The sequence below is a fragment of the Frankia sp. CeRuru1 genome (assembly GCF_977966315.1).
Map to the genome: position 1 here is coordinate 1 of NZ_CDWWEW010000026.1, position 20329 is coordinate 20329.

The window sequence follows — 20329 nt, forward strand, 5'->3', positions numbered from 1 at the left end:
ATCCGGATCCGCGTCGTCCTCCTCACGGCTCCCGGCGGTCTCCTCGTCGTCGTTGACCATGGTCACCTCACTGCGTTGCACGGAACCGAGCTCGATCCCGGCCGCGCCAAGCGAGGTCCGGACCCGCTCACGCAGCTCGCGCGCGACCTCCCACTGCTTGAGCGGCTGGGTCTTGATGGCGACACGCAGGGTGTAACCGTCCGCGGTCATGGTCTCCATCCCCCAGACCTCGGGCTCGGCGAGGATGAGGCTGCTCCACTTCGCGTCCGCCCAGAGCTCGTTCGCCGTCCGGGCCAGCACCCGTTTGGCGGTGGCGACCTCGGTGTCGTAGTCGAGCGGAACGTCGAGCACGGTCCGTGCCCATTGCTGGCTCTTGTTACCGACCCTGGTGATCTCGCCGTTCCGGACGTACCAGACGGTGCCCTCGACGTCACGCAGTCTGGTCGTCCGGAAACTGACCGCCTCCACGGCACCGGAGACCGGACCGAGATCGATCACGTCTCCCACCCCGTACTGGTCCTCCAGCAGCATGAACATCCCCGACAGGAAGTCCCGGACGAGGTTCTGCGCACCGAAACCGACCGCGACTCCCAGCACACCGGCGCTGGCGACGATGGGGGCGAGATTGATACCCAGCTCGCCCAGGATGCTGAGGAATGCCAGGCCGAAGATGAAGATGGACGTCACGCTGCGCAGCAGCGAACCGACCGTCGCCGCACGCTGACGGCGCCTTTCCATCAGCACCGCCGGATCGCCGAACGCGCCCAGCAGAGAACCGGCCCGGGAACCCCGGAACAACCCGCCCCAACTGCCGGAACCGGTCCGTTCGGTGGCATGTCCGATGTCGGTGGTGCGCCGGATGAACCGGTGCAGCAGCGCCCGCACCACAAACGCGATCATCAAAATGAGCGCGATGCGGATCGGGGTACCGAGGAACACCTCAGCCCCGGAGGCAAGATAATTACTGTGGGTAATGTCGTAGACGGTGCGGCACAGCAGCCCCGGATCGGTCCCGCAGGCGTCCCGCAGCGCGGTCGCGACGCCCTCCAGGGACACCAGCGGGTCAGAGGTCACCGACGGGCTCGGCGAGGGCAGTGGGGTGGGCGTCGTCAGCCCGGACGTCGGGCCCGGCACTTCGGTGGGTGACGGCGAGGCGGACAGCAGCATTCCCAGCGACGGGATGAGAGGCTGAGCCAGCAGGGACGGGGCGGGCGTCACGGCGTCGATCATCCTTCCGGTCGATTGCGATCATTCGAAGTTCCCCGAGCCGGCCGAGGTCACCGGCCCTCCCGCGCTCGCGGCGGCCCGGGCGGCGGCCGCAGGTCAGTCTCGCCCATGCCGGTGGCCCGGCGGTGGGGGCCCCGATCCGGTCGGCGGACAGCCACGCTCCGACCCAACCGCTCTCCGACCCAACCCGGCCAGGTCTCCCATCACACCCGAAAAAGCACTTTCCGTATTGATGCGGTCACAAAATGGTCGCCTGTATGTGACAAAGGCCACGAGATATGTGCAGCGCCACGGCACGAAAGGCGATGACCATGCAAACAGGCTCGCGTTCTGCCGCAGAAGAAGGTTGACTGTCCATTGTCACCGGAGACGCTGGGCAGAACGGCCCGCAAAGGGCCCTCGGTGGGCAGGAGGTCGGCGCGTGGCAGAGGCGCTGGTTCTCAATGCCACGTACGAGCCTCTGTGCGTGGTGTCGCAAAGGCGCGCGCTGGTGTTGGTCCTGACCGACAAGGCCGTCATGGTCGAATCGGCCGGGCAGGTTCTTCGGTCCGCGACGGCTTCCGTCGATGTCCCGATCGTGGTCCGGTTAGCGCGTTTCGTCCGGGTGCCGTACCGCTCGCAGGTCCCGCTGACCCGCAAGGGTGTGCTGGCCCGCGACCATCATCGCTGCGTGTACTGCAATGCTCCGGCAACATCACTGGATCATGTCATTCCACGCTCCCGTGGGGGCCCGCACGCGTGGGAGAACGTCGTGGCGGCCTGTGGCCGCTGCAACCATCTGAAAGCCGACCGGGCCGTCGCTGATCTCGGCTGGCGGCTCCGCACGGCGCCACGGGCGCCGAGCGGAGCCGCTTGGCGCATTCTGGGCTCCCGTCGGATGGATCCACGCTGGTCGGCCTACCTGAGTACCGACGTGACCGAGGCCGCCTCGGCCTGACGGCACCCGCCCGGAGCGTCCTCTGCCCGGGCGTCCCCGCCTGCCCGGGCGCCCCGCCTGTTCAAGGCGTTCCCAGGCACGGCGACGGCAGATCGGCCGGGTGCCAGGGTACGGCGGGACCTGCCAGGGCAGCTAACCTGCATGCGCATCCTCGTCACCGGGGCGACCGGCTACATCGGCGGCCGGCTGGCTCCCCGCCTGCTCGACCGTGGCCACCATATCCGGGCCATGACCCGGGATCCCCTCCGGCTGCGGGACATCCCATGGGCCGCCCGGGCGGAGGTCGTCCGCGCCGACGCCCGGGATCCGGAGTCGTTGCGGTCCGCGCTCGACGGGATCGAGGTCGCCTACTACCTCATCCACTCGATCGACGGTGGTGGTGACTTCTCCGCGGTCGACCGGCGGGCGGCGAACGCCTTCGCCGTCGCGGCCCGGGCGGCCGGTGTCCGCAGGATCGTCTACCTCGGCGGGCTGAGCCCGGCGACGACGGGTGGCACGTCCGCCCATCTGAGCTCCCGCCAGGAGGTCGGGAGGATCCTGCTCGGCTCGGGGGTGCCGACGATCGTGCTGCGTGCGGCGGTCGTCATCGGCAGCGGCAGCGCCTCGTTCGAGATGCTGCGCTACCTGACGGAGCGCCTGCCGGTGATGCTGACGCCGCGCTGGGTGCGGACCAGGATCCAGCCGATCGCCGTCCGGGACGTGCTGCACTATCTGATCGGCGCTCTGGACGTCCCCGACGACGTCGAGGGCACCTTCGACGTGGGCGGCCCGGACATCCTGACCTATGCGGAGATGATGCAGCGCTTCGCCGCCGTCGAGGGGCTGCGGCGCCGGATCATCGTCCCGGTTCCGATCCTGTCCCCCGAGCTGTCCTCGCTGTGGGTCGGGCTCGTCACCCCGGTGCCGGGCGGCATCGCGAGGCCGCTCATCCGTTCCTTGCGCAACGAGGTGGTGGCCCACGGCCACCAGGTCGCCCGCTGGATCCCCGATCCCGCCGAGGGACTGCTGCCCTTCGACGCCGCGGTGGCCCTCGCGCTGGCCCGGGTGCGGGCACGTTCGGTGAAGACCCGCTGGTCGACGGCGGTGTGGCCGGGATCGGGAGGCGCATCGGACGACGGGGACGGCGCCGGTGCCACGCGCCCCCCGAACGAGCCCCTGCCGACCGACCCGCAGTGGGCCGGGGGATCCCTCTACGTCGACGAGCGCAGCATGGCCGTGGCGGCGCCGCCGGCCTGTCTGTGGCACGTCATCGAGGGCATCGGGGGCGACAACGGCTGGTACTCGTGGCCCCTGGCCTGGTCCGCCCGCGGCTGGCTGGACACCGCCCTCGGTGGCGTCGGTCTGCGCCGGGGTCGGCGTGATCCGCAGCGGGTGCACGCCGGGGAGGCTCTGGACTTCTGGCGGGTCGAGGAGATCGAACCGGGCCACCTGCTCCGGCTGCGTGCCGAGATGAAGCTGCCCGGCGAGGCCTGGCTGGAACTACGCTCGATGGTCGACGCCGAGGGCACCACGACCTACTGGCAGCGCGCGAGTTTCCTGCCCCGCGGACTTCCCGGGCAGCTCTACTGGTGGTCGGTCAGCCCGTTCCACGCAGCCGTCTTCGGTGGAATGCTGCGCAACATCGTGCGCAAGGCCGAGGACGAATGGGCCACCGGCGCCGTCGCCACCGCCTGATCACGCGGCCTCGGCCCGGCTCGTCAGGTGGCCCGGCTCGTCAGGTGGCCCGGCAGCGGATGCTATCCCCAGGAGCGGCCCTGGACCGGCGGGTCGAGGGGAGGCTTCCGGGACAGGCCCGCCGAGGGAGCCGGATCGGGCCTGACGATCGGTCTCGTCGGGCCGGCGGCACCTGGCTCCCGGTCGGGTATCTCGATATCGAACCAGACACGCTTGCCCCCGGGGGTCATCTCCACGCCCCAGGCCAGCGCCAGCGCCTCGACCAGCAGCAGGCCCCACCCCGACTCGGGCTCGGGTTTGTTCTCCGCGGCCGCGCCGGGCCGGGGCAGATGCGCTCCTTCCCGGTCCTCGACACTGATCCGCAGCCGACCGGGTTCCATCGATGCCCGCAGCACCAGATCACTGCGGGCGTGCAGCACCGCGTTCGTCACCACTTCGCTGACCAGCAGCGTCGCGTCCTCGACGGAGGTGATCCCGCATTCGGCGAGGACCGAGCGCATCGCTGTCCGGGCCTCGCCGGCCGACGCGGCCACCGCGGGCAACGCGAGTTCGAGCAATGGCGGGTTCACGGCCTGCGTGGTGAGCACCACCATGGCAGTATCGTCGTCGGTCCGGGCCGGGAGACCGGCGGCGATCAGGCACCGTTCGAGCAGCGTGCGGGCGGTCTCCTCGACGGGGCCCTCGCCGGTGCCGTTGACGGTGTCCGGACCGAACCAGCTACGTGCCGCGAAGTTCACCCTGCGCGCCCGGCGCCGCCGGTCCACCCAGGAGCGGCGTTCCGGCACCCCGGGGGGTGGGCCGAGCGACGGGCCGGGGGCCCGCCGATCCGTCCACGCCTTCCCGGTCCGTTCCGCCTTCCCGGTCCGTTCCGCGCTCAGGCCAACGCCCTCGCCCTCGCTTCCAGCCGCCACGTCGGCACCCGCCGCGACTTCGACCGCCTCGAGGCCTGCCGCGGCCGCCCGGGCACGCTGTGCGGTAAGACCGCGTCGAAGATTGTCCAGGCCGTCCACGAGCGGGCGGCGTCGCGACTCCACCAGGCCGTCGGTGAACATCACCAACGCCGATCCGGGTGGAAGCGCGACGGTCGTCTCGCTGAACACCGCCCCCTCGCCGACTCCCAGCGGGAGCCCGGGGTCGAGCACCAGATAGTCGGGGTCCTCGTCGGGAAGGATCACCAACGGCGCGGGATGGCCGGCGTTCGCGATCGTCGCCCGGCCGGTGTCCCGGTCGTAGACGGCGTACATACAGGTCGCGAGCTGGAGACCGGGCAGCAGGCCGACGACCCGGTCAAGCCGGGTCAGCACCTCGACGGGGCTCCAATCCTCCAGAGCGTAGGCGCGCAGCGCCGCCCGCAGCTGGCCCATCACCGCCGCGGCATGCAGGCCGCGCCCCATCACGTCACCGATGGCCACCCCGACTCGCCCCCCGGCAAGCGGTATGACGTCGTAGAGATCGCCTCCAACCTCCGTGCCTGCCGTTCCCGGCCGGTACTCCATCGCGATCTCGACCCCGTCGAGTGCGGGGGGATGCGCCGGCAGGAGCGACCGTTGCAGGGTCAGCGCGGACTCCTGTGCCTCGCGGAAGCGTTGTGCGTTCTCCAGCGCGACGGCCCCCCGCCGGGCGAGGTCCTCCAGCAGGTTCACCTCCGCTCCGGAATAGAAGCCGGTGCCGCGCCCAACAGTGATCGCGCCGAGGATCCGGCCGTGCGCCGGCAACGGGACGGTGACGGTGGGACCGCTCTGGATCCGGCGGAACTGCTGGTAGGCGAGCTCGTACGGGAACAGCGGCACCGGGCGCAGCTCGTCGAAGTCCGGCAGACAGTACGTCTGGCCGTTACGCATGACGACGCCCGGCGGGAAGTCGTCCGCGAGCTGAGGCGGCCGCGTGGCGACAATCGCCCGCATGATCTTGCCGGCTTTCGGGTCGTGGAAGACCGAGGCGCCGAGCCTGACCTGGTCGCCCTCGCGCAGCCACACCAGGGCGCCCGTGCCGAGGCGGGGCACGGCGAGTCCGGCGATCAGGTCGACGACCCGATCGGGGTCGAGGGAGGTGCCGAGGACGAGACCGGCATCGGCCAGGAAGGACGGGTCGGAGCCACCCAATCCGTCGTCATGGTCCCCCCGAGCACCGTGGCACAGCGCGCGGACAGCCTCCCGCGCGGCCCGCAGACCTGCGGACGCCGACCGCCGCACCTGATCGGACCTCCGTGATTCACCGACGAACCCTGATATACCGGACGCATAGGGCGAAATCCCAGTGGATGGTTCCGACGTCACGGGCACACCATCACATCCCCGACCAAATCCGATTCTCGGTACTGCTCCGTAACAGCCAGTCACCTGGTCCACCTGCGGCAGTCTAGTTCGGATATCGGATATCACGCATCGGGGGAACGTCGACCCGAGCCGCAACCAGTACCCCATCGCCCTCCCTTCGCCCCCACCGACCGGGTTTGATGCTGGATAGGCATCACCCGACCGAGGAACACGCGCTCCGCCGCGCCGTCCCGACGCGGCGGAGCGGTCCCTGGGTAGGCGCACAACGGGGGGCACCTGCACCAAAAAGACCAGGAACGCCAGAAGGAGCCAGATGAGGACACATTATTCTGTTGAGGGCCGTCCCACAAAGACACCCTCATCTACTAAGGGAGATAAAATATCTTATTCCTGTCCTCGATCTAGTGGCCAGCACGGCAACCGGAGCGACGCGGGCAAGGACCACGCGGGCAGCGAGAACGCCGAGGGGAACGAGAACGCCGAGGGCGCTGGGGATAACAAGGACAACAGCACAGGAGCCGGCGACGCCGGGGAGCTGGATCGCCCGAATGGCGCCGACGGCCGGGTACGGTCGCCCGGCCGGGATGGGACGTGGTGGCGCCGGGCCGTGCTGTACGAGGTGTACCTTCGCAGTTTCGCCGATTCCGATGGCGACGGGGTCGGCGATCTGGAGGGGCTGCGGCGGCACCTGCCCGTGCTGGCCGAACTCGGCGTCGACGCGATCTGGATCACACCCTTCTACTCATCCCCCATGGCCGACCACGGGTACGACGTCGCCGACCATCGCGGCGTGGATCCGCTCTTCGGTGACCTCGCGGACCTCGACGCCGTGCTCGCCGACGCCGCCGAGGCCGGACTCGCCGTGCTGATCGATCTCGTGCCGAACCACTCGAGCTCGGCGCACCCGGCGTTCCAGGCGGCGCTCGCGTCCGCGCCGGGCAGTCCCGAGCGGGAGCTCTACATCTTCCGCGACGGCCGAGGCCCCAGCGGCGAGCAGCCTCCGAACAACTGGGAATCGGTGTTCAGTGGATCGGCCTGGACGCGGGTGGCGGACGGCCAGTGGTACCTGCACCTGTTCGACGCCGAGCAGCCCGACTGGAACTGGGATCATCCCGCCGTCCGCGCGGACCATGCCGCGACGCTGCGGTTCTGGCTCGATCGGGGGGTCGACGGGTTCCGGATCGACGTGACCCACGGGCTGGTGAAGGACACCGAGCTACGGGACAACCCGCCCGGCGCCCGGTTGGCTCCGGACAGCGGGTTCCGCGAGGAGCACGAGCCCCGGGTCTGGGACCAGGACGGGGTGCACGAGATCTACCGCGAGTGGCGCGCGATCATCGACGAGTACACCGCCCGCGACGGGCGTCCCAGGGTCCTGATCGGGGAGACCTGGGTGCGCGACCCGGCCCGGCTCGCCCGCTACGTGCGACCGGACGAGCTGCACCTGACGTTCTCGTTCTCCCTGCTGAGCATCCCCTGGTCGGCGGCGGCCTGGCGGGCCGCCATCGATGCCGAACGCGCCGCGCTGACGGCGGTCGGCGCGCCGGGCACCTGGGTGCTCGCCAACCACGACGTGGTGCGTCCGGCGACCCGTTACGGCGGCGGTCCCACGGGGACCCGCCGCGCGCGCGCCGCCCTGCTCACGCTGCTCGCACTGCCCGGCACCGCGGTGCTGTACCAGGGCGACGAGCTGGCGCTGCCGCAGGCCGAGGTGCCGCCGGCCGCCCGTCGCGACCCGATCTGGACGCGGTCCGGGGGCACGTCGCCGGGCCGGGACGGCGCCCGGATCCCCCTGCCGTGGTCGGGGGACACGCCCCCTTACGGATTCACCTCGGCCGGCGCCGACCCGTGGTTGCCGCAACCCGCCGACTGGGCGGACCTCGCGGTCCTCGCGCAGGCGGCCGACCCGATGTCGACCTGGCTGCTCGTGCGCAGCGCGCTCGCCCTGCGCCGTGCCCTCCCCCACCTGCGTGGCGACGACCTGCGCTGGCGGGACGACGCCCCGGCCGGATGCCTGGCCTTCGACCGCCCCGCGCCAGCAGGCTCGTCGGTGCCCCCAGCCCCGTCCACCTCGGTGGGGCCGGCCAATATGACCTGCGTGATGACGACCGAGGGGGAGGTGGCGGTTCCGCTGCCCGGACGGCTGGTGCTCGCCAGCGGACCGGTGGGGTACGACGGCGCGACCCTGACGCTGCCCCCCGACACGACGGCGTGGATCGCGCCCCGCGACGGCTGAGAACACCCGTCGCCCAGATCGGGCCGCACCGCGTGCCGCAGAATGGACGAGTGAGCCAGTCTCCTCCGCGCACTCTCCCGGTCAGCTCCTTCTACGACGCCGCCGGCGGCGAACCGACGTTCCGGAAGCTGGTCGCGCGGTTCTACCAGGGTGTGGCAAATGATCCGGTACTGCGCCCGCTCTACCCGGAAGAGGATCTGACCGGCGCCGAGGAGCGCCTGCGCATGTTCCTCATCCAGTACTGGGGTGGCCCGACCGACTACCAGGAGCAGCGCGGGCATCCTCGGCTGCGGAGGCGGCACGGCCCGTTCGCGATCGGCCCGGCGCAGCGGGACGCCTGGCTGAAGATCATGCGGGCCGCGGTCGACTCCCTGGACCTGCCGCCCGATCTCGACAGGCAGCTCTGGGGCTACCTGTCGATGGCGGCGAACTCGCTGCAGAACCGCCCCGACTGACCGCTCGGTGCCCGCGGGCACAGCCGGGCAGCCGGTCGGTCGGTGCCCGCGGGCACCGGCCGGGCGGCCGGCCCGGGTGCGCTCTCAGTCCCGGGTGAGCTTGCGGTAGGTGACGCGGTGCGGGCGGGCCGCCTCCTGCCCGAGACGATCGATCTTGTTGGTCTCGTAGTCGGCGAAGTTCCCCTCGAACCAGAACCAGCGCGCCGGGGCCTCGTCGGTTCCCTCCCAGGCCAGGATGTGGGTGGCGACCCGGTCGAGGAACCAGCGGTCGTGGGAGATGACCACGGCGCAGCCGGCGAACTCCAGCAGCGCGTCCTCCAGGGAGCGCAGCGTCTCCACGTCGAGGTCGTTGGTGGGCTCGTCGAGAAGCAGGACGTTGCCGCCACGCTTGAGGGTGAGCGCGAGGTTCAGCCGGTTACGCTCCCCGCCGGACAGCACACCGACGGGCTTCTGCTGGTCGGGCCCCTTGAACCCGAACGACGACACGTACGCCCGGCTCGGGAAGTCGACCTTGCCGACGACGATGTGGTCGAGGCCGTCGGAGACGACCTGCCAGACGTTCTTCTTCGGGTCCAGGCCCGAGCGGGTCTGGTCGACATAGGCGATGTCGACGGTGTCGCCGATGACGAGCTCCCCGGCGTCCGGCGCCTCCTGCCCGGTCAACATCTTGAACAAGGTCGTCTTACCGATGCCGTTGGGGCCGATCACGCCGATGATGCCGCCGCGCGGCAGGGTGAACGACAGGTTGTCGATGAGGAGCCGGTCATCGAAGCCCTTGGTGAGCCCCTTGGCCTCGATGACCTGGTTGCCGAGCCGGGGGCCGGGCGGGATCTGGATGTCCTCGAAGTCGCGCGGGCGCGCCCGGTCCGCCTCGGCGGCCAGCTCCTCGTAGCGGGCGAGGCGCGATTTGCTCTTGGTCTGGCGGGCCTTCGGGTTGGACCGGACCCACTCGAGTTCCTGGGCGAGCACCCGGCGCCGCTTGGCGTCCTTCTGGCCTTCGACCTTCAGCCGGGCCTCCTTGTTCTCCAGGTAGGTGGTGTAGTTGCCCTCGTAGGGCAGGGCACGGCCCCGGTCGAGCTCGAGGATCCAGCCGGCGACGTTGTCCAGGAAGTACCGGTCGTGGGTGACGGCCAGCACGGCGCCCGCATAGCGGGCGAGGTGCTGCTCCAGCCAGGCGACGCTCTCGGCGTCGAGGTGGTTGGTCGGCTCGTCGAGCAGGAGTAGGTCGGGAGCCTCGAGCAGGAGCTTGCACAGCGCGACCCGGCGGCGCTCACCGCCGGAGAGCAGGGTGACGTCGGCATCGCCGGGCGGCAGCCGCAGCGCGTCCATGGCCTGGTCGAGCTGGCTGTCGAGCTCCCAGGCGTTCGCGGCCTCGATCTTGTCGATGAGCTCGGCCTGCTCGGCGAGGAGGGAGTCGAAGTCCGCGTCGGGCGCGGACATCTTCTCGTTGATCTCCTCGTAGCGGGCGAGCACCCGGCGGATCTCGCGCACGCCGTCCTCGACGTTGCCGCGGACGTCCTTGGTCTCGTCCAGCGAGGGTTCCTGGGCGAGCATGCCGACCGTGTAGCCGGGGCTCAGGGTCGCCTCGCCGTTACTCGGCTGATCGAGGCCGGCCATGATCTTGAGCAGGGACGACTTCCCCGCGCCGTTCGGGCCGACTACCCCGATCTTGGCTCCGGGGAGGAACGACAGGGTCACGTCATCGAGGATGACCTTGTCGCCATGGGCCTTGCGCGCTTTGCGCATCTGGAAGACGTACTGCGCCATGCCATCAACCCTAGGGCATCGCGCCCGCGTTCCTCACAGCGGTGATCGGTGGCCCGTCGGCCGACGCCGGGGACCGGGCGGATCATCGGGTCCGCCCGGTCCCCGGACGGCATCCGGTGGGTACCACACCACAAAGAAGGGCACGGACTGTGGGGGCGACCGCTGCATGGGGACGACCACTGAAACGGAGATGACGAGCGCGGGGAGGACGGCATGCTCGCGAGTGACCATCGGCTCGGGCTGGCGGCCGAGGCGTTCATCTTCGGATATCCCCTGGTCAGCAATGTCCGGCTGAGCGTACGGACGGCAGCTGAGGGAATCGGGCCGATCCGGCCCGCCGGGTACAACGCCTTCGCTCACGAGACGGAACCGCCCGCGCCACTGTCCTGCTTCGTCAGCGTCGACAACGACGCCCTGTGCTCGGTGGCCGAGGTCGACCTCACGCCGGGTCCACTGGTCCTGCGGATCCCCGACACGCCGGATCGTTACAGCGTGATGATCTTCATGGACGCCTGGCGGAACAACTTCGCCTACGTGGGACGGCGAACCACCGGCGGACGGGGTGGGCGCTATCTGCTCGTCCCGCCGGGCTGGACGGGCAGCGCGCCCGCGTCGCTGGCCCGCATCGAGGCGCCGACCCGGCTGCTGACGCTGATCAACCGGTTTGGCTTCGACGGCCCGGCGGACATCGCGGCGGTGTCCCGGCTGCAGGAGGAACTGGACCTGAGCCCGCTGGATCCCGAGGCCCGCCGGGCGGAGGGACCGCCGGAGCACTCGAAGAGGGTCTGTGACGACCTCCGGTTCTGGGAGGAGCTGCGCATCTGGCTGCGCGCCTATCCTCCGTCGCGGGCCGAGGCCGAGTACGCCCGCCACTTCACCTCGCTCGGGATCCTCAACGATCCTTCGCCGTACATCGACCCCAACCCGGGCCTCGCCTGGTCCCTGCGCACCGGGCTGCGCGCCGGCCGCGACGAGCTCGAACGGGTGGCGCACGCCGGCCGGGCGCTGACGAACGGCTGGGTGAGCACCCCGCATGCCCTCGACTTCAACCTGGACCGACTCGGACCGGGCACGATCGACGATCCGGCCTGGCGGATAAGCGATCGGGCACAGGCCCGTCTCGCCCGGGCGATGGCCGCCCGGCTGCCGCGGGGCGCGACGCACGGCTACGAGGAGATCCAGGCGAGCCGTGCCATCGACACGGACGGCCGTCAGCTGAGCGGGGCCCACCGGTACCTGCTGGAGCTGGTGCCGCCGCCGCAGGCCGCGTTCTGGTCGCTGACGATGTACGACGCGCCCGAGTACTACCTCGTCGAGAATCCCCTGCACCGGTATTCCCTGCGGAGCGGCGACCGCGATCTGCGCCGCGGTCCGGACGGCTCGGTGCGCATCCTGCTCCAGAGCGATCCCCCGGAGGACGGCAGGCCGCTTGACAACTGGCTGCCCGCGGCGGCCGGCGATTTCCGGCCCGTCCTACGGATCTACGAGCCGGGGGCCGACGTCCTCGACGGAACGTACGTGCTTCCTCCCATCCGCCGCATCGACCGATCACCGGGCCGGCCGATCATCAGGCCGACCGCTCACCGGGGCATCGGGGCGCCGGGGCAGGCAGGTTACCCGGGCGGGCAGATCAGCCTCGACGATCATCGATGATGATGCGCAGCGGCGGCCGACGTCCCTCGCCGACCTCATCGACCTCCCCCAGGGATCCGAGCACGGTGACCGGCGGGCCGGCAGCCGGCCGGGAACCGTCCGACCGGGAACCGTCCGACCGGGAACCGTCCGACCGGGAACCGTCCCGTGCGGCCAGCCGCACGGGCAGCACCTGCTGATCAAGGAAATGATCCCGTCCGGAAGGGCTCGTCGCGTAGTAGGCCACGGTGATGGAGGTGCCCCGGCCGTCCCGCACGGTGCTCGCCGACGGACGGCCGAGGGATCCGGAATGCACCGGGGACCGGCCGGAGTCGTTGCGGTCCATCGTGGTGCCGCCGGGGCTGTCCGTGCCGCCGGCGATGTTGGTGATACTGGTGATATTGGTGACGTCGGTGATATCGAGGCCGTCCGCGTCGACGGTGAGGATCATCGAGGTGGGGATCCGCGGATGGACCGGAATCGACAGGCGGCGGGCACCCTCGGTGAGCACGACGCGGGCGGAACGGGCGCCCGCGGGCGCGGCATCCACTCGCAGGGTCACCGCCACCCGCCTGCCGCTCCTGACCGCCAGCCGTTCGACCCGCGCGGTGGAGGGCGAGGCGGGTGAGCGGCCGTATGCCGATGCCAAGCGGAGCAGGTAGGCCGGGCGGTCCGCGTGGTCAGCGGCCACGATGAGATCGTCGACCCCCCGCGACACGGCGAACAGGACGGGACCGTCGAGCTTCGGCCCGTTCGCGGTCACCGGAGTGGGATGCCCGAGAAACGGCGGGTTCACCGCGACGAACACGAGCGGGTCGCCCGGCAGCCGATCCAGCATCGCGCTGAGGTCACGGTCGTGCCCGGTAAGCGTGAGGTTGGCGCGCACCGCCCCGACCAGGACGACGGCCGTGAGCGCCAGGATGCCGGCGCCGGTCCCCGCGACGGCGGTGAGCCCGAAGCGGTGTCCGCGGGCGAAGACGGCTTCGCCGGCCCTGACCAGGCCCTCCGCGCCGAGGTGGACGAGCGGGATGAGCACCGGGACCAGGTAGAAGGGGCCGACGTAGCGGATGCCGCCCCACAACTCGGCCGCGTTCCACGCGCCCCAGAAGCCGACGTATCCGCCCAGGAAGAGCAGCCCACCCGCACCCAGGACCGCGGCGGGTGCGGACAGCTGCCGCCGAGCCGCCACGACGATCGCGCAGCCGGCCAGCACTACTCCCCCGCAGGCCCAGCCGCCGAACAACCACAGGTGGTCGCCAACCGACTGCAGCCCTTCGACCAGGCCGAAGTCGTGCCTGCCGTCGCCGGGATACAGCTTGCGCAACCCGAAGCCGATCGTGTCGTCGGGTTCGAGGAGCGCGAACGGCAGCCGCAACGGGTCACCGGTGGCGGCGGCGTTGCTGAGCAGGACGAGCACCATGGGCGCGGCGAGCCCGCAAAGCAGCCACCGGCACAGCCACCAGCGCCCGCCCGTGGAGGTCAGGACCAGCCAGATCGCGAGCGGAGCCAGGAGCAGGACGACGTCGTACGGCCGCACCGCCGCCGCCACGCCGAGGGCGAGGCCCGCGACGACCACCGGTGCCGCCCGTTGGCGGCGCCGTCCCCGCAGCACTCCCAGGACGGTCACCTGCAGCAGCACCAGGGTCGGCAGGTAGCTCAGCACCATCGCGCTCTGGAGGATCACCAGCGGGGAGAAGGCGAGCAGGGTCGCCGCCAACGCCGCGGTCCGCCGGCTGCCGGACAGCTCGGCGCCCAGTAGGTAGGTGACGACGACCGCCGCCATGACGATCATCGCAAGCGCCGGATCGATGCTTCCCGTCAGCACGATGCCGATCGCGAAGATCGCGGGTACGAAGGGCGTGTACTTCAACACGTAGTGATCGCCGACAACGGTTCCCAGCCATGGCAGGTAGGACCGCGCCGGGTCCGGGGCGGGCGGGAACAGGCGGCCCTCGGCGAGGGTCCTGGCATGCAGGAGGTAGATGCCCTCGTCGTTGTTGACCGACAGGAACGGGAACACGGTGTGCCGGAGGACGACGGCGACCGCCGCGCTCAGGACGGCGAGCACCATCACGTACCGGGCGGGCCCCGAGATGCTCGCGAGACGAACGCGCAGCCGCTGGACGGGAGCCCGCCGACCGTGAGCGTCGTCGGAAGCCGGCGGCCCGGCCGGCGGTTGTTCGCCGTCCGGCCGGGACCGCGGCGTGTCGTTCCGGGGCTCGGCATCACCCCTGGGCGCGGCGACGACCACCGATCCGGGTGTCGCGTGCGCAAGGCCGCTCTCCAAGCCGGGACTCACGACAACCTGCGCATCGATGACGTCGAAGGGCGCCTGCGGCTCTGTCCCGGGTTCGGCGAAGACAGGCCCCGTCTGCCCCATCTCGTGCCGGCTGCTCATCCACGGCACGGTACCCAGCGCCCTTGGCCGCGCCGGACGCAGGTCGGTCCGACTCGCCCTCCAGGTCCCCGCCATCGGCGGCTGGACGATCAGGAGAGGTCATGGGAGGAGGAGGGAAACGACTGCCAGGGAGAATCGTCGACCGTCACCGCGGACGGGCGCGGTTCGCCGGGCGCCACACCCGCGCCCTGGAGCCGCCCGGCACCCTCCGGCGGTCCCGCGACCATCGACGCCATGGCCGTCGCGGCAGATGCCGCTCCGGCCGCATCCGCATCCGCACCAGCGACCGGGAAGCCGGCCAGAGCGCCGTGCTCGGATCCCACCAGAGCGGATCCCACCAGAACGGACGGATCACTGGGAACACCCGTCGCGGCCGCCGCCCCCGCGGGGGCGGAGCCCGGGCGACGGGCAAGTCGCTCCGAGCGAGCCGCATGCCAGGTGAGCTCGGTTCCGACCGCATCCGCGTCGATCTCGTAGGTAACCCGCCGTTCCCCTTCGCCCGTCTCGAACGACCGCTGCCGCAGCCGGCCGTAGACGAGCGCACGATCACCCCGGACGAGGCTGGCAGCGACGTTGTCCGCGAGCTGGCGCCAGCAGGAGACCCGCAGGAACAGCGTGGTTCCGTCGACCCAGCGGCTCTCGGAACGATCGAACCGGCGGGGCGTCGACGCGAGGCGGAAGGTGCATATCGACGCACCGTTGGCCGTCATCCGATGATCCGGATCGTCGACCAGGTTGCCGACAAGCGTGATGGTCGTCTCGAGCATGGCGTGCTCCTCGGGTCAGGGACGGATCCGCCGGGCTGGCCGCGAACGGCCTCTCCCACAGTGAGCCGTCACGGCGGCTTCGGAAACCCTCGGTTGGTCGTCTGTGGATAACGAGGGTTCACCCACAGGCCCCGCATCCCCGGACGTGCGCGCACCGGCACGCTGACGTCCGGACCCCACGCCGGTCCGCGACGCCTCCCGTCTGCCCACCTGCCGCGGACGCCTCAGCGTCGTACCTCGACCTTCCCCGGAGCTCGACCTTCCCAGGAGACGGCGCGTCCCCGCGTGTTCGATGCCTGGTCGAACCTTGCTACCCTGTTGTAGCTCCCCGGTGGGCCCATCCCCTGCAAGCGCGCCCGTAGCTCAGTGGATAGAGCGAGTGCCTTCTAAGCACCAGGTCGCAGGTTCGATCCCTGCCGGGCGCACTCGGGGATCAGGCTCGCATGCTGCGCCTTTTCGATCCCCTCGTCAGGTCTGCCGGGAGGCCGAGCCCCCCGGCACCCCCCACGTGCAGCAACCGGTGTAGCAACGAGTCAGGGTCGGGGCCCGGTCAGGTGGCCGTCGAGCCGGCCCAGGGCCCGCCGCTTCTCCCCCATCGAGGCGTGCGCGTAGATCGTCATCGTGACTTCGATCGCCGAGTGGCCCGCGATGTCACGGACGATGTGCGGCGGCACGCCAAGATCCAGCAGAAGCGTCACGCACGTGTGCCGCAGTCCGTGGAACACCACGGCGTCGAGCCCGGCCGCCTGCCGCAGCGGCATCCAGAAGCGGCGCAGGTTGTCCGGTTCGATCGCCGTTCCGATCTTCGTGGTGAAGACGTGGTCGGTCGTCACCCACCGGTCGCCGGCCGCTTCCCGTTCCGCCTGCTGGAGCTTGCGATGCTCGGTGAGCGCGTCAGCCACCAGGCCCAGCAGCGGCAGCGTGCGCTCCGAGTCCTCCGTCTTCGGCGGGAGCAGCCGCAGTTCCCCGCCGACCCGCTGGAGCGTGTGACGGATCGTCAGCGTCTCCCGGTCGGCGTCGATGTCCGACCACTGGAGCCCGAGCAGCTCCCCGCGGCGCATACCGAGGAAGAGGGCCAGGACGAGCAGCGCGTACAACCGATCGCCGGCCGCCTCGTCGAGGAGCCGGTGCGCCTGCTCCACGGTCAGGCCCCGGTCGACGTTGTAGCGCGGCGTGGAGACCTGCACGAGCTTCGCGACGTTCCGCCGGATCAGTTCCTCGCGCACGGCCGCCTGGAGAGCGTTGCGGAGCACGGCGTGAACGACCTGGACCTGACGCTTCGACGGACGCCGGTTGCAGCACCGGCCGACCGCGCAGCAGCGCCGTTCGCCTTCCGGCCGCGCCTTGTCCCGGCTCATCTCGCAGCACCGGCAGGTGGTTTCCGTCCGCCGGATGAACTGCCGGACGTCCGCGCCATTCAGTCTGTTCAGCCGCTTTTTCCCGAGGCCCGGGATGAGGTAGAGCCGGACCGCCTTCTCATAGGTGACATAGGTGTTCGGCTGGCGGTTCGGCTTCACCGTCTTCTCGAGCCAGACCGTCAGGAACCGTTCGACGGTCCATCCGGTGGCGTCCGCCGGAATGCCCTGATCAGAGTTGGACTGAAGCTCCGTCAACTTGCCGCGGACGATCTCTTCCGACTTGCCGTAGACCGGACGCCGCTTGGTCGTCCCGTCGGGCATCAGGACGTAGGCCGCGCCGACCCACAGGCCATCGCCGCGTTGGTAGATGGAGCCCTGGCCGTTGGCGCGCTTCCTGCGCTCCTTGCGCCGGCCGTTCGACGGGCCGGGGGTGTTGCTGGGCATGGGTGGGTTCTCCTTGCCGGAAGAACGGGACAGGTTCAACCGGGCCGCAGGTGGCGTCGCCCGGTGCCGGTTGGGGTTCCGTTCTCTGGCGTGGGAATGGTCTGTCGGGGCGCCGGCCGCGTCCAGGGCGCCTACGGCGTCGCTACGCGATCGACCTTCGGTCGACCCTGGACACGTCCGACACCCCGACAGCTTGAAACGCCACCAGAGAACGGAAGAAAAAATGGGGGGTAGGGCAGGCAGGAGTGCCGTTACGGACGGGTGATGTTCGCCGCCGCCGGGTCCGTCTCAGGCTTTCCGTGCGCGGGGACCATTGCCGGAAGTCCGGGCACCTGACGGAACACGAGAACCGCGTTCACGTCGCCGTAGTGCTCGGTGAAGAAGGCGTCCGCGGGCAGGGTCGCGAGGATCGCCACCAGGTCGCCGACGTCCGCGCCGGGCCGGATCGTCAGCTCGTGGTCACCGGTGCCGGTCGTGCGGGTCGCGACGAGCGGCGAGTCTCCGCCGGGGGTGCGCCACGCGCCGAAGTTGCCGGAAGAGAAGATGTTCATCAGGGCTTCGCTCCTGTTGTAGCCAGGGGTGAGGTCTCAGGCCCCGGTCGGGTGTTCCAGCACCCACCGGGGCCGCCTTGCCCCGGCACCGCCCAGGAGCGAGACCCGGCTTCGGATTCTTCGGCTGAACACCGAAGCGGAGCCAGTTCGCGCAGGTGGGCGAGCACGGTTCGTAGCGCAGCGCCGCCGCCAGCCGGTCGACATGGCGCCGTTGCGCGTCGGACGTGGCCGCGTGACAGGCGTCGAGACTCTTCGTCAGGTACTTGCACAGGTAGCCGATCATCCGGCCGCTGTTCGCCGAGTTCGCGGTCACGCCGTCCGCGCGCAGTTGCGGGCCGAAGCGGACGACGTGGGACGGTTCGTCCTCGTCCCCGATCGCGTCCAGCGCCTCATCCCAGGTGGGCAGCGGACGGGCCGTGTCCGGATCGAGGTAGCCGGCCGCCTCGTCATCCCAGAGGGGAAGGTGACCGTCCCCGTAGACCGGCCGGTCGACCGGAGGCCACCAGACCTGGTGATAGGTCGCCGCCGCCACCTGGCGGAGCAGCAGCCGCGGGATCGTGCCCCGGATCGCCGCATGCAGGTGCGGCGCGAGCCGCCGTTGCGGTTCGAGCGCGGCGAAGTACTGGACATCCCAGCCGACGGCCCGGCGGAGGTTCTGCCAGAACCGGTCGATCAGCTTCGGGAAGTGGATCGCGTCCCGCGCCGCCCGCCGGTAGTCGTACGACGCCGGGTCCACCGGAGCCCCGTCGGAGTTCACCCGGCCTTCGGTGTCGCAGGTCAGCGTCAGGAACATCGACGGCCGCCACACCGTCCCATCCGCCGCCTCGAAGACCCGCCCGACCGTGCGCTTCTCCACGGGAAATCGAGGCAGGTCGGGCGCGTCCTGCCGCCGGCGGGTCGACCGAGCACGACGAGGACGATCCCGATCCTTCGGGGCAGCCTTCCCCCGCACACCGAGCGCGTTGAGTTCAGCGTCCACCTGGCCGATCAGATCGTCGATCTCCGCGACCCCCGCCGGGTCGCTGTCCCCTTCGGCCTCCCGCCGGACGACTTCGAGATCAGCCCGGAACCCGGCGAGGATCTTCGCGTCGTCCGACGGCGGGTCCGGGTCGGGAACCGGTTCGTCGTCGAGATGCCAGCCGGCCTTGCACTGCGCCATCCGCAGCCGCCGCGCCTTCTCGGCACACGGCGGGCACTTGCTCGCCAGGGTCGCCCCGCACGGCACGGGAACGATCGAGGTCTCGCCGGTGTCCAGGTTCGTCCGGCGCATGGCCAGGGGTCGGACGCACACGCCGTTCTCCACGGCGACGGCTTCGACGACCTCACGAGCGAGCGGCATCCGCATCCGCGCCGCCCGGGAGCCCGGACGATCGTCACGATCGTCACGGCCGGTGGGCTCACAGTGGGCGGCCGAATCGGTGCCGGTGGCAGGGGTGGTCACGCGGGAGGGTCCTCCGTGCCGTCGGGAATCTGGTGTCTGCCGGGCGGATCGGTGGGTCTCACGCGGCCGGATCGAGAGGCTCACCGTCCGGCCACTCCCCGCCGTCCCGGTCGACGAGGTCGGCGGGGATGTCGGGCACCCAGCCGCCCCGAACCGGCCGGTACCGGTCGACGGTCCGCGCGATCTCCCCGTCGTCGACGTAGGCGGCCCGGACCGGGAACAGGTCCCGGAACGGCAGGACCTCCTTCCGCGGGTCCTGCACCGCCGCCACCACCACGACACCGGGTGCCCGACTCTGGGAGAGCAGCAGCGGCAACGCCGCCCCGATCCGCTTCTTCACGTCCCGGTCGGTCACATACGCCGTCAGGGAAGCGATCTCATCGACCACCACGACGATCAGCGGCTCAGCGACCGTCGGGACGTGCAGCCGGGTGGTTCCCGCGAGCCGGGCGGTCCGGTCCCGCATGACGCTCACCGCGTCGTCGAGGAGATCCGCGATCGCGTCGGTGTCGGCCGCGAACCGGGCGAACAGCGGCTCCTCGAAGGCGAGTTCCATCCCGCCCTTCGGGTCGCACACCCACAGCTCCACCAGCCCCGCCCGCACCGCCGGACCCAGACCGCGGACGAGCGACCACAGCACCGAGCCCTTACCCGCCCCGGCCGTCCTCGCACCGTCCGACGGGCACCGCCGACAGCCCGGCGAGCAGCCGCGACGCACGCCCGCCACGGCGGACGAGAGCGGAGGGAACAGTTCCGGCAGGGTCAGAGCCGGCATCGTCGGCGGAGTCGTCCGGATCGGTGGTGTCGTCCAGGTCCGGCGGAGCGACCGGCCGGGTCAGCGGATCCCGATGGTAGAAGGAGACCCGGACGAACCGAAACGTCTCCGCCCGCACCTGGCAGCGCCGAGCCCGGAACACGTGCCGCAAGGCTTCGGCCTGCTCCGCCCAGTCCGCCGGGGTCTGCCCCGGCAGCAGCTCCACCCGCAGCACGTCCACCGACCGCGACGAACGGATCTTCCGAATCCGCGGGAAGTACTCGTCGAACGTCACCTGATCACCGGTCGACGTCGGCACGCGGATCGCCAGGTCGGTGTGCACCATCGCCGGCTTCCAGCGCCACCGGTAGACGAACGTCAGCCGCGCCCGCCCCCACACCCACCAGGCCAC

At 70.9% G+C, this 20329-nt stretch carries 13 protein-coding genes, 1 tRNA gene and 1 pseudogene; 6 read left to right on the forward strand and 9 right to left on the reverse strand.

Annotated features, from left to right (window positions below):
* Positions 1-1230: mechanosensitive ion channel family protein (locus tag AC08OP_RS03590; protein WP_476612887.1), on the reverse strand; the 1230-nt coding region annotated here is incomplete at its 3' end.
* A gap of 418 nt (positions 1231-1648) precedes the next feature.
* On the opposite strand from AC08OP_RS03590, the gene AC08OP_RS03595 reads away from it, so the two are divergent.
* Positions 1649-2164 carry an HNH endonuclease gene (locus AC08OP_RS03595; RefSeq protein WP_476612888.1) on the forward strand — a complete coding sequence of 172 codons (516 nt, stop codon included), beginning with the start codon at positions 1649-1651 and terminating at the stop codon, positions 2162-2164.
* 141 nt (positions 2165-2305) lie between these two features.
* Positions 2306-3838 (forward strand): SDR family oxidoreductase, encoded by a 1533-nt coding sequence (locus tag AC08OP_RS03600; RefSeq protein WP_476612889.1) that lies wholly within the window; start codon positions 2306-2308, stop codon positions 3836-3838.
* A gap of 62 nt (positions 3839-3900) precedes the next feature.
* Here AC08OP_RS03600 and AC08OP_RS03605 read toward each other — a convergent pair whose 3' ends face one another.
* Complete coding sequence (locus AC08OP_RS03605) at positions 3901-6030, reverse strand: ATP-binding SpoIIE family protein phosphatase (RefSeq protein ID WP_476612890.1); 2130 nt, start codon at positions 6028-6030, stop codon at positions 3901-3903.
* Positions 6031-6427: 397 nt separating this feature from the next.
* Here AC08OP_RS03605 and AC08OP_RS03610 point away from each other — a divergent pair, with 397 nt between their 5' ends.
* Both AC08OP_RS03610 and AC08OP_RS03615 read left to right on the forward strand, forming a co-directional pair.
* Entirely contained in the window at positions 6428-8350 is a 1923-nt protein-coding gene (locus tag AC08OP_RS03610) for a glycoside hydrolase family 13 protein (protein WP_476612891.1), read from the forward strand.
* A 32-nt stretch (positions 8351-8382) separates the two neighbouring features.
* Positions 8383-8805 (forward strand): globin, encoded by a 423-nt coding sequence (locus AC08OP_RS03615; RefSeq protein WP_476595532.1) that lies wholly within the window; start codon positions 8383-8385, stop codon positions 8803-8805.
* Between the two features lie 84 nt (positions 8806-8889).
* Here AC08OP_RS03615 and ettA read toward each other — a convergent pair whose 3' ends face one another.
* Complete coding sequence (ettA, locus tag AC08OP_RS03620; protein ID WP_476612892.1) at positions 8890-10572, reverse strand: energy-dependent translational throttle protein EttA; 1683 nt, start codon at positions 10570-10572, stop codon at positions 8890-8892.
* Positions 10573-10785: 213 nt separating this feature from the next.
* Here ettA and AC08OP_RS03625 point away from each other — a divergent pair, with 213 nt between their 5' ends.
* Complete coding sequence (locus AC08OP_RS03625) at positions 10786-12225, forward strand: DUF1254 domain-containing protein (protein ID WP_476612893.1); 1440 nt, start codon at positions 10786-10788, stop codon at positions 12223-12225.
* On the opposite strand, the gene AC08OP_RS03630 is transcribed toward AC08OP_RS03625, so the two are convergent.
* Both AC08OP_RS03630 and AC08OP_RS03635 read right to left on the reverse strand, forming a co-directional pair.
* Positions 12203-14602, reverse strand: coding sequence for a DUF7846 domain-containing protein (locus AC08OP_RS03630; RefSeq protein WP_476612894.1), 2400 nt, complete (start codon positions 14600-14602; stop codon positions 12203-12205). The two genes, AC08OP_RS03625 and AC08OP_RS03630, sit on opposite strands and share 23 nt — an antisense overlap.
* A gap of 89 nt (positions 14603-14691) precedes the next feature.
* Positions 14692-15369, reverse strand: coding sequence for a single-stranded DNA-binding protein (locus AC08OP_RS03635; protein WP_476612895.1), 678 nt, complete (start codon positions 15367-15369; stop codon positions 14692-14694).
* Between the two features lie 352 nt (positions 15370-15721).
* Here AC08OP_RS03635 and AC08OP_RS03640 point away from each other — a divergent pair.
* Positions 15722-15794 (forward strand) — tRNA-Arg (locus AC08OP_RS03640).
* Positions 15795-15902: 108 nt separating this feature from the next.
* Here AC08OP_RS03640 and AC08OP_RS03645 read toward each other — a convergent pair.
* From AC08OP_RS03645 to AC08OP_RS03660, 4 genes and pseudogenes are all read right to left on the reverse strand, one after another.
* Entirely contained in the window at positions 15903-17171 is a 1269-nt protein-coding gene (locus AC08OP_RS03645) for a tyrosine-type recombinase/integrase (protein ID WP_476612896.1), read from the reverse strand.
* A 251-nt stretch (positions 17172-17422) separates the two neighbouring features.
* Positions 17423-17722, reverse strand: coding sequence for a hypothetical protein (locus AC08OP_RS03650; RefSeq protein ID WP_476612897.1), 300 nt, complete (start codon positions 17720-17722; stop codon positions 17423-17425).
* A complete protein-coding gene (locus AC08OP_RS03655) occupies positions 17631-19163 on the reverse strand; it encodes a replication initiator (RefSeq protein ID WP_476612898.1) in 1533 nt (510 codons plus the stop codon). Before AC08OP_RS03655 ends, AC08OP_RS03650 begins: the two co-directional genes overlap by 92 nt.
* A 58-nt stretch (positions 19164-19221) precedes the next feature.
* A pseudogene (locus AC08OP_RS03660) lies at positions 19222-20329 on the reverse strand (FtsK/SpoIIIE domain-containing protein); the annotation flags it as partial.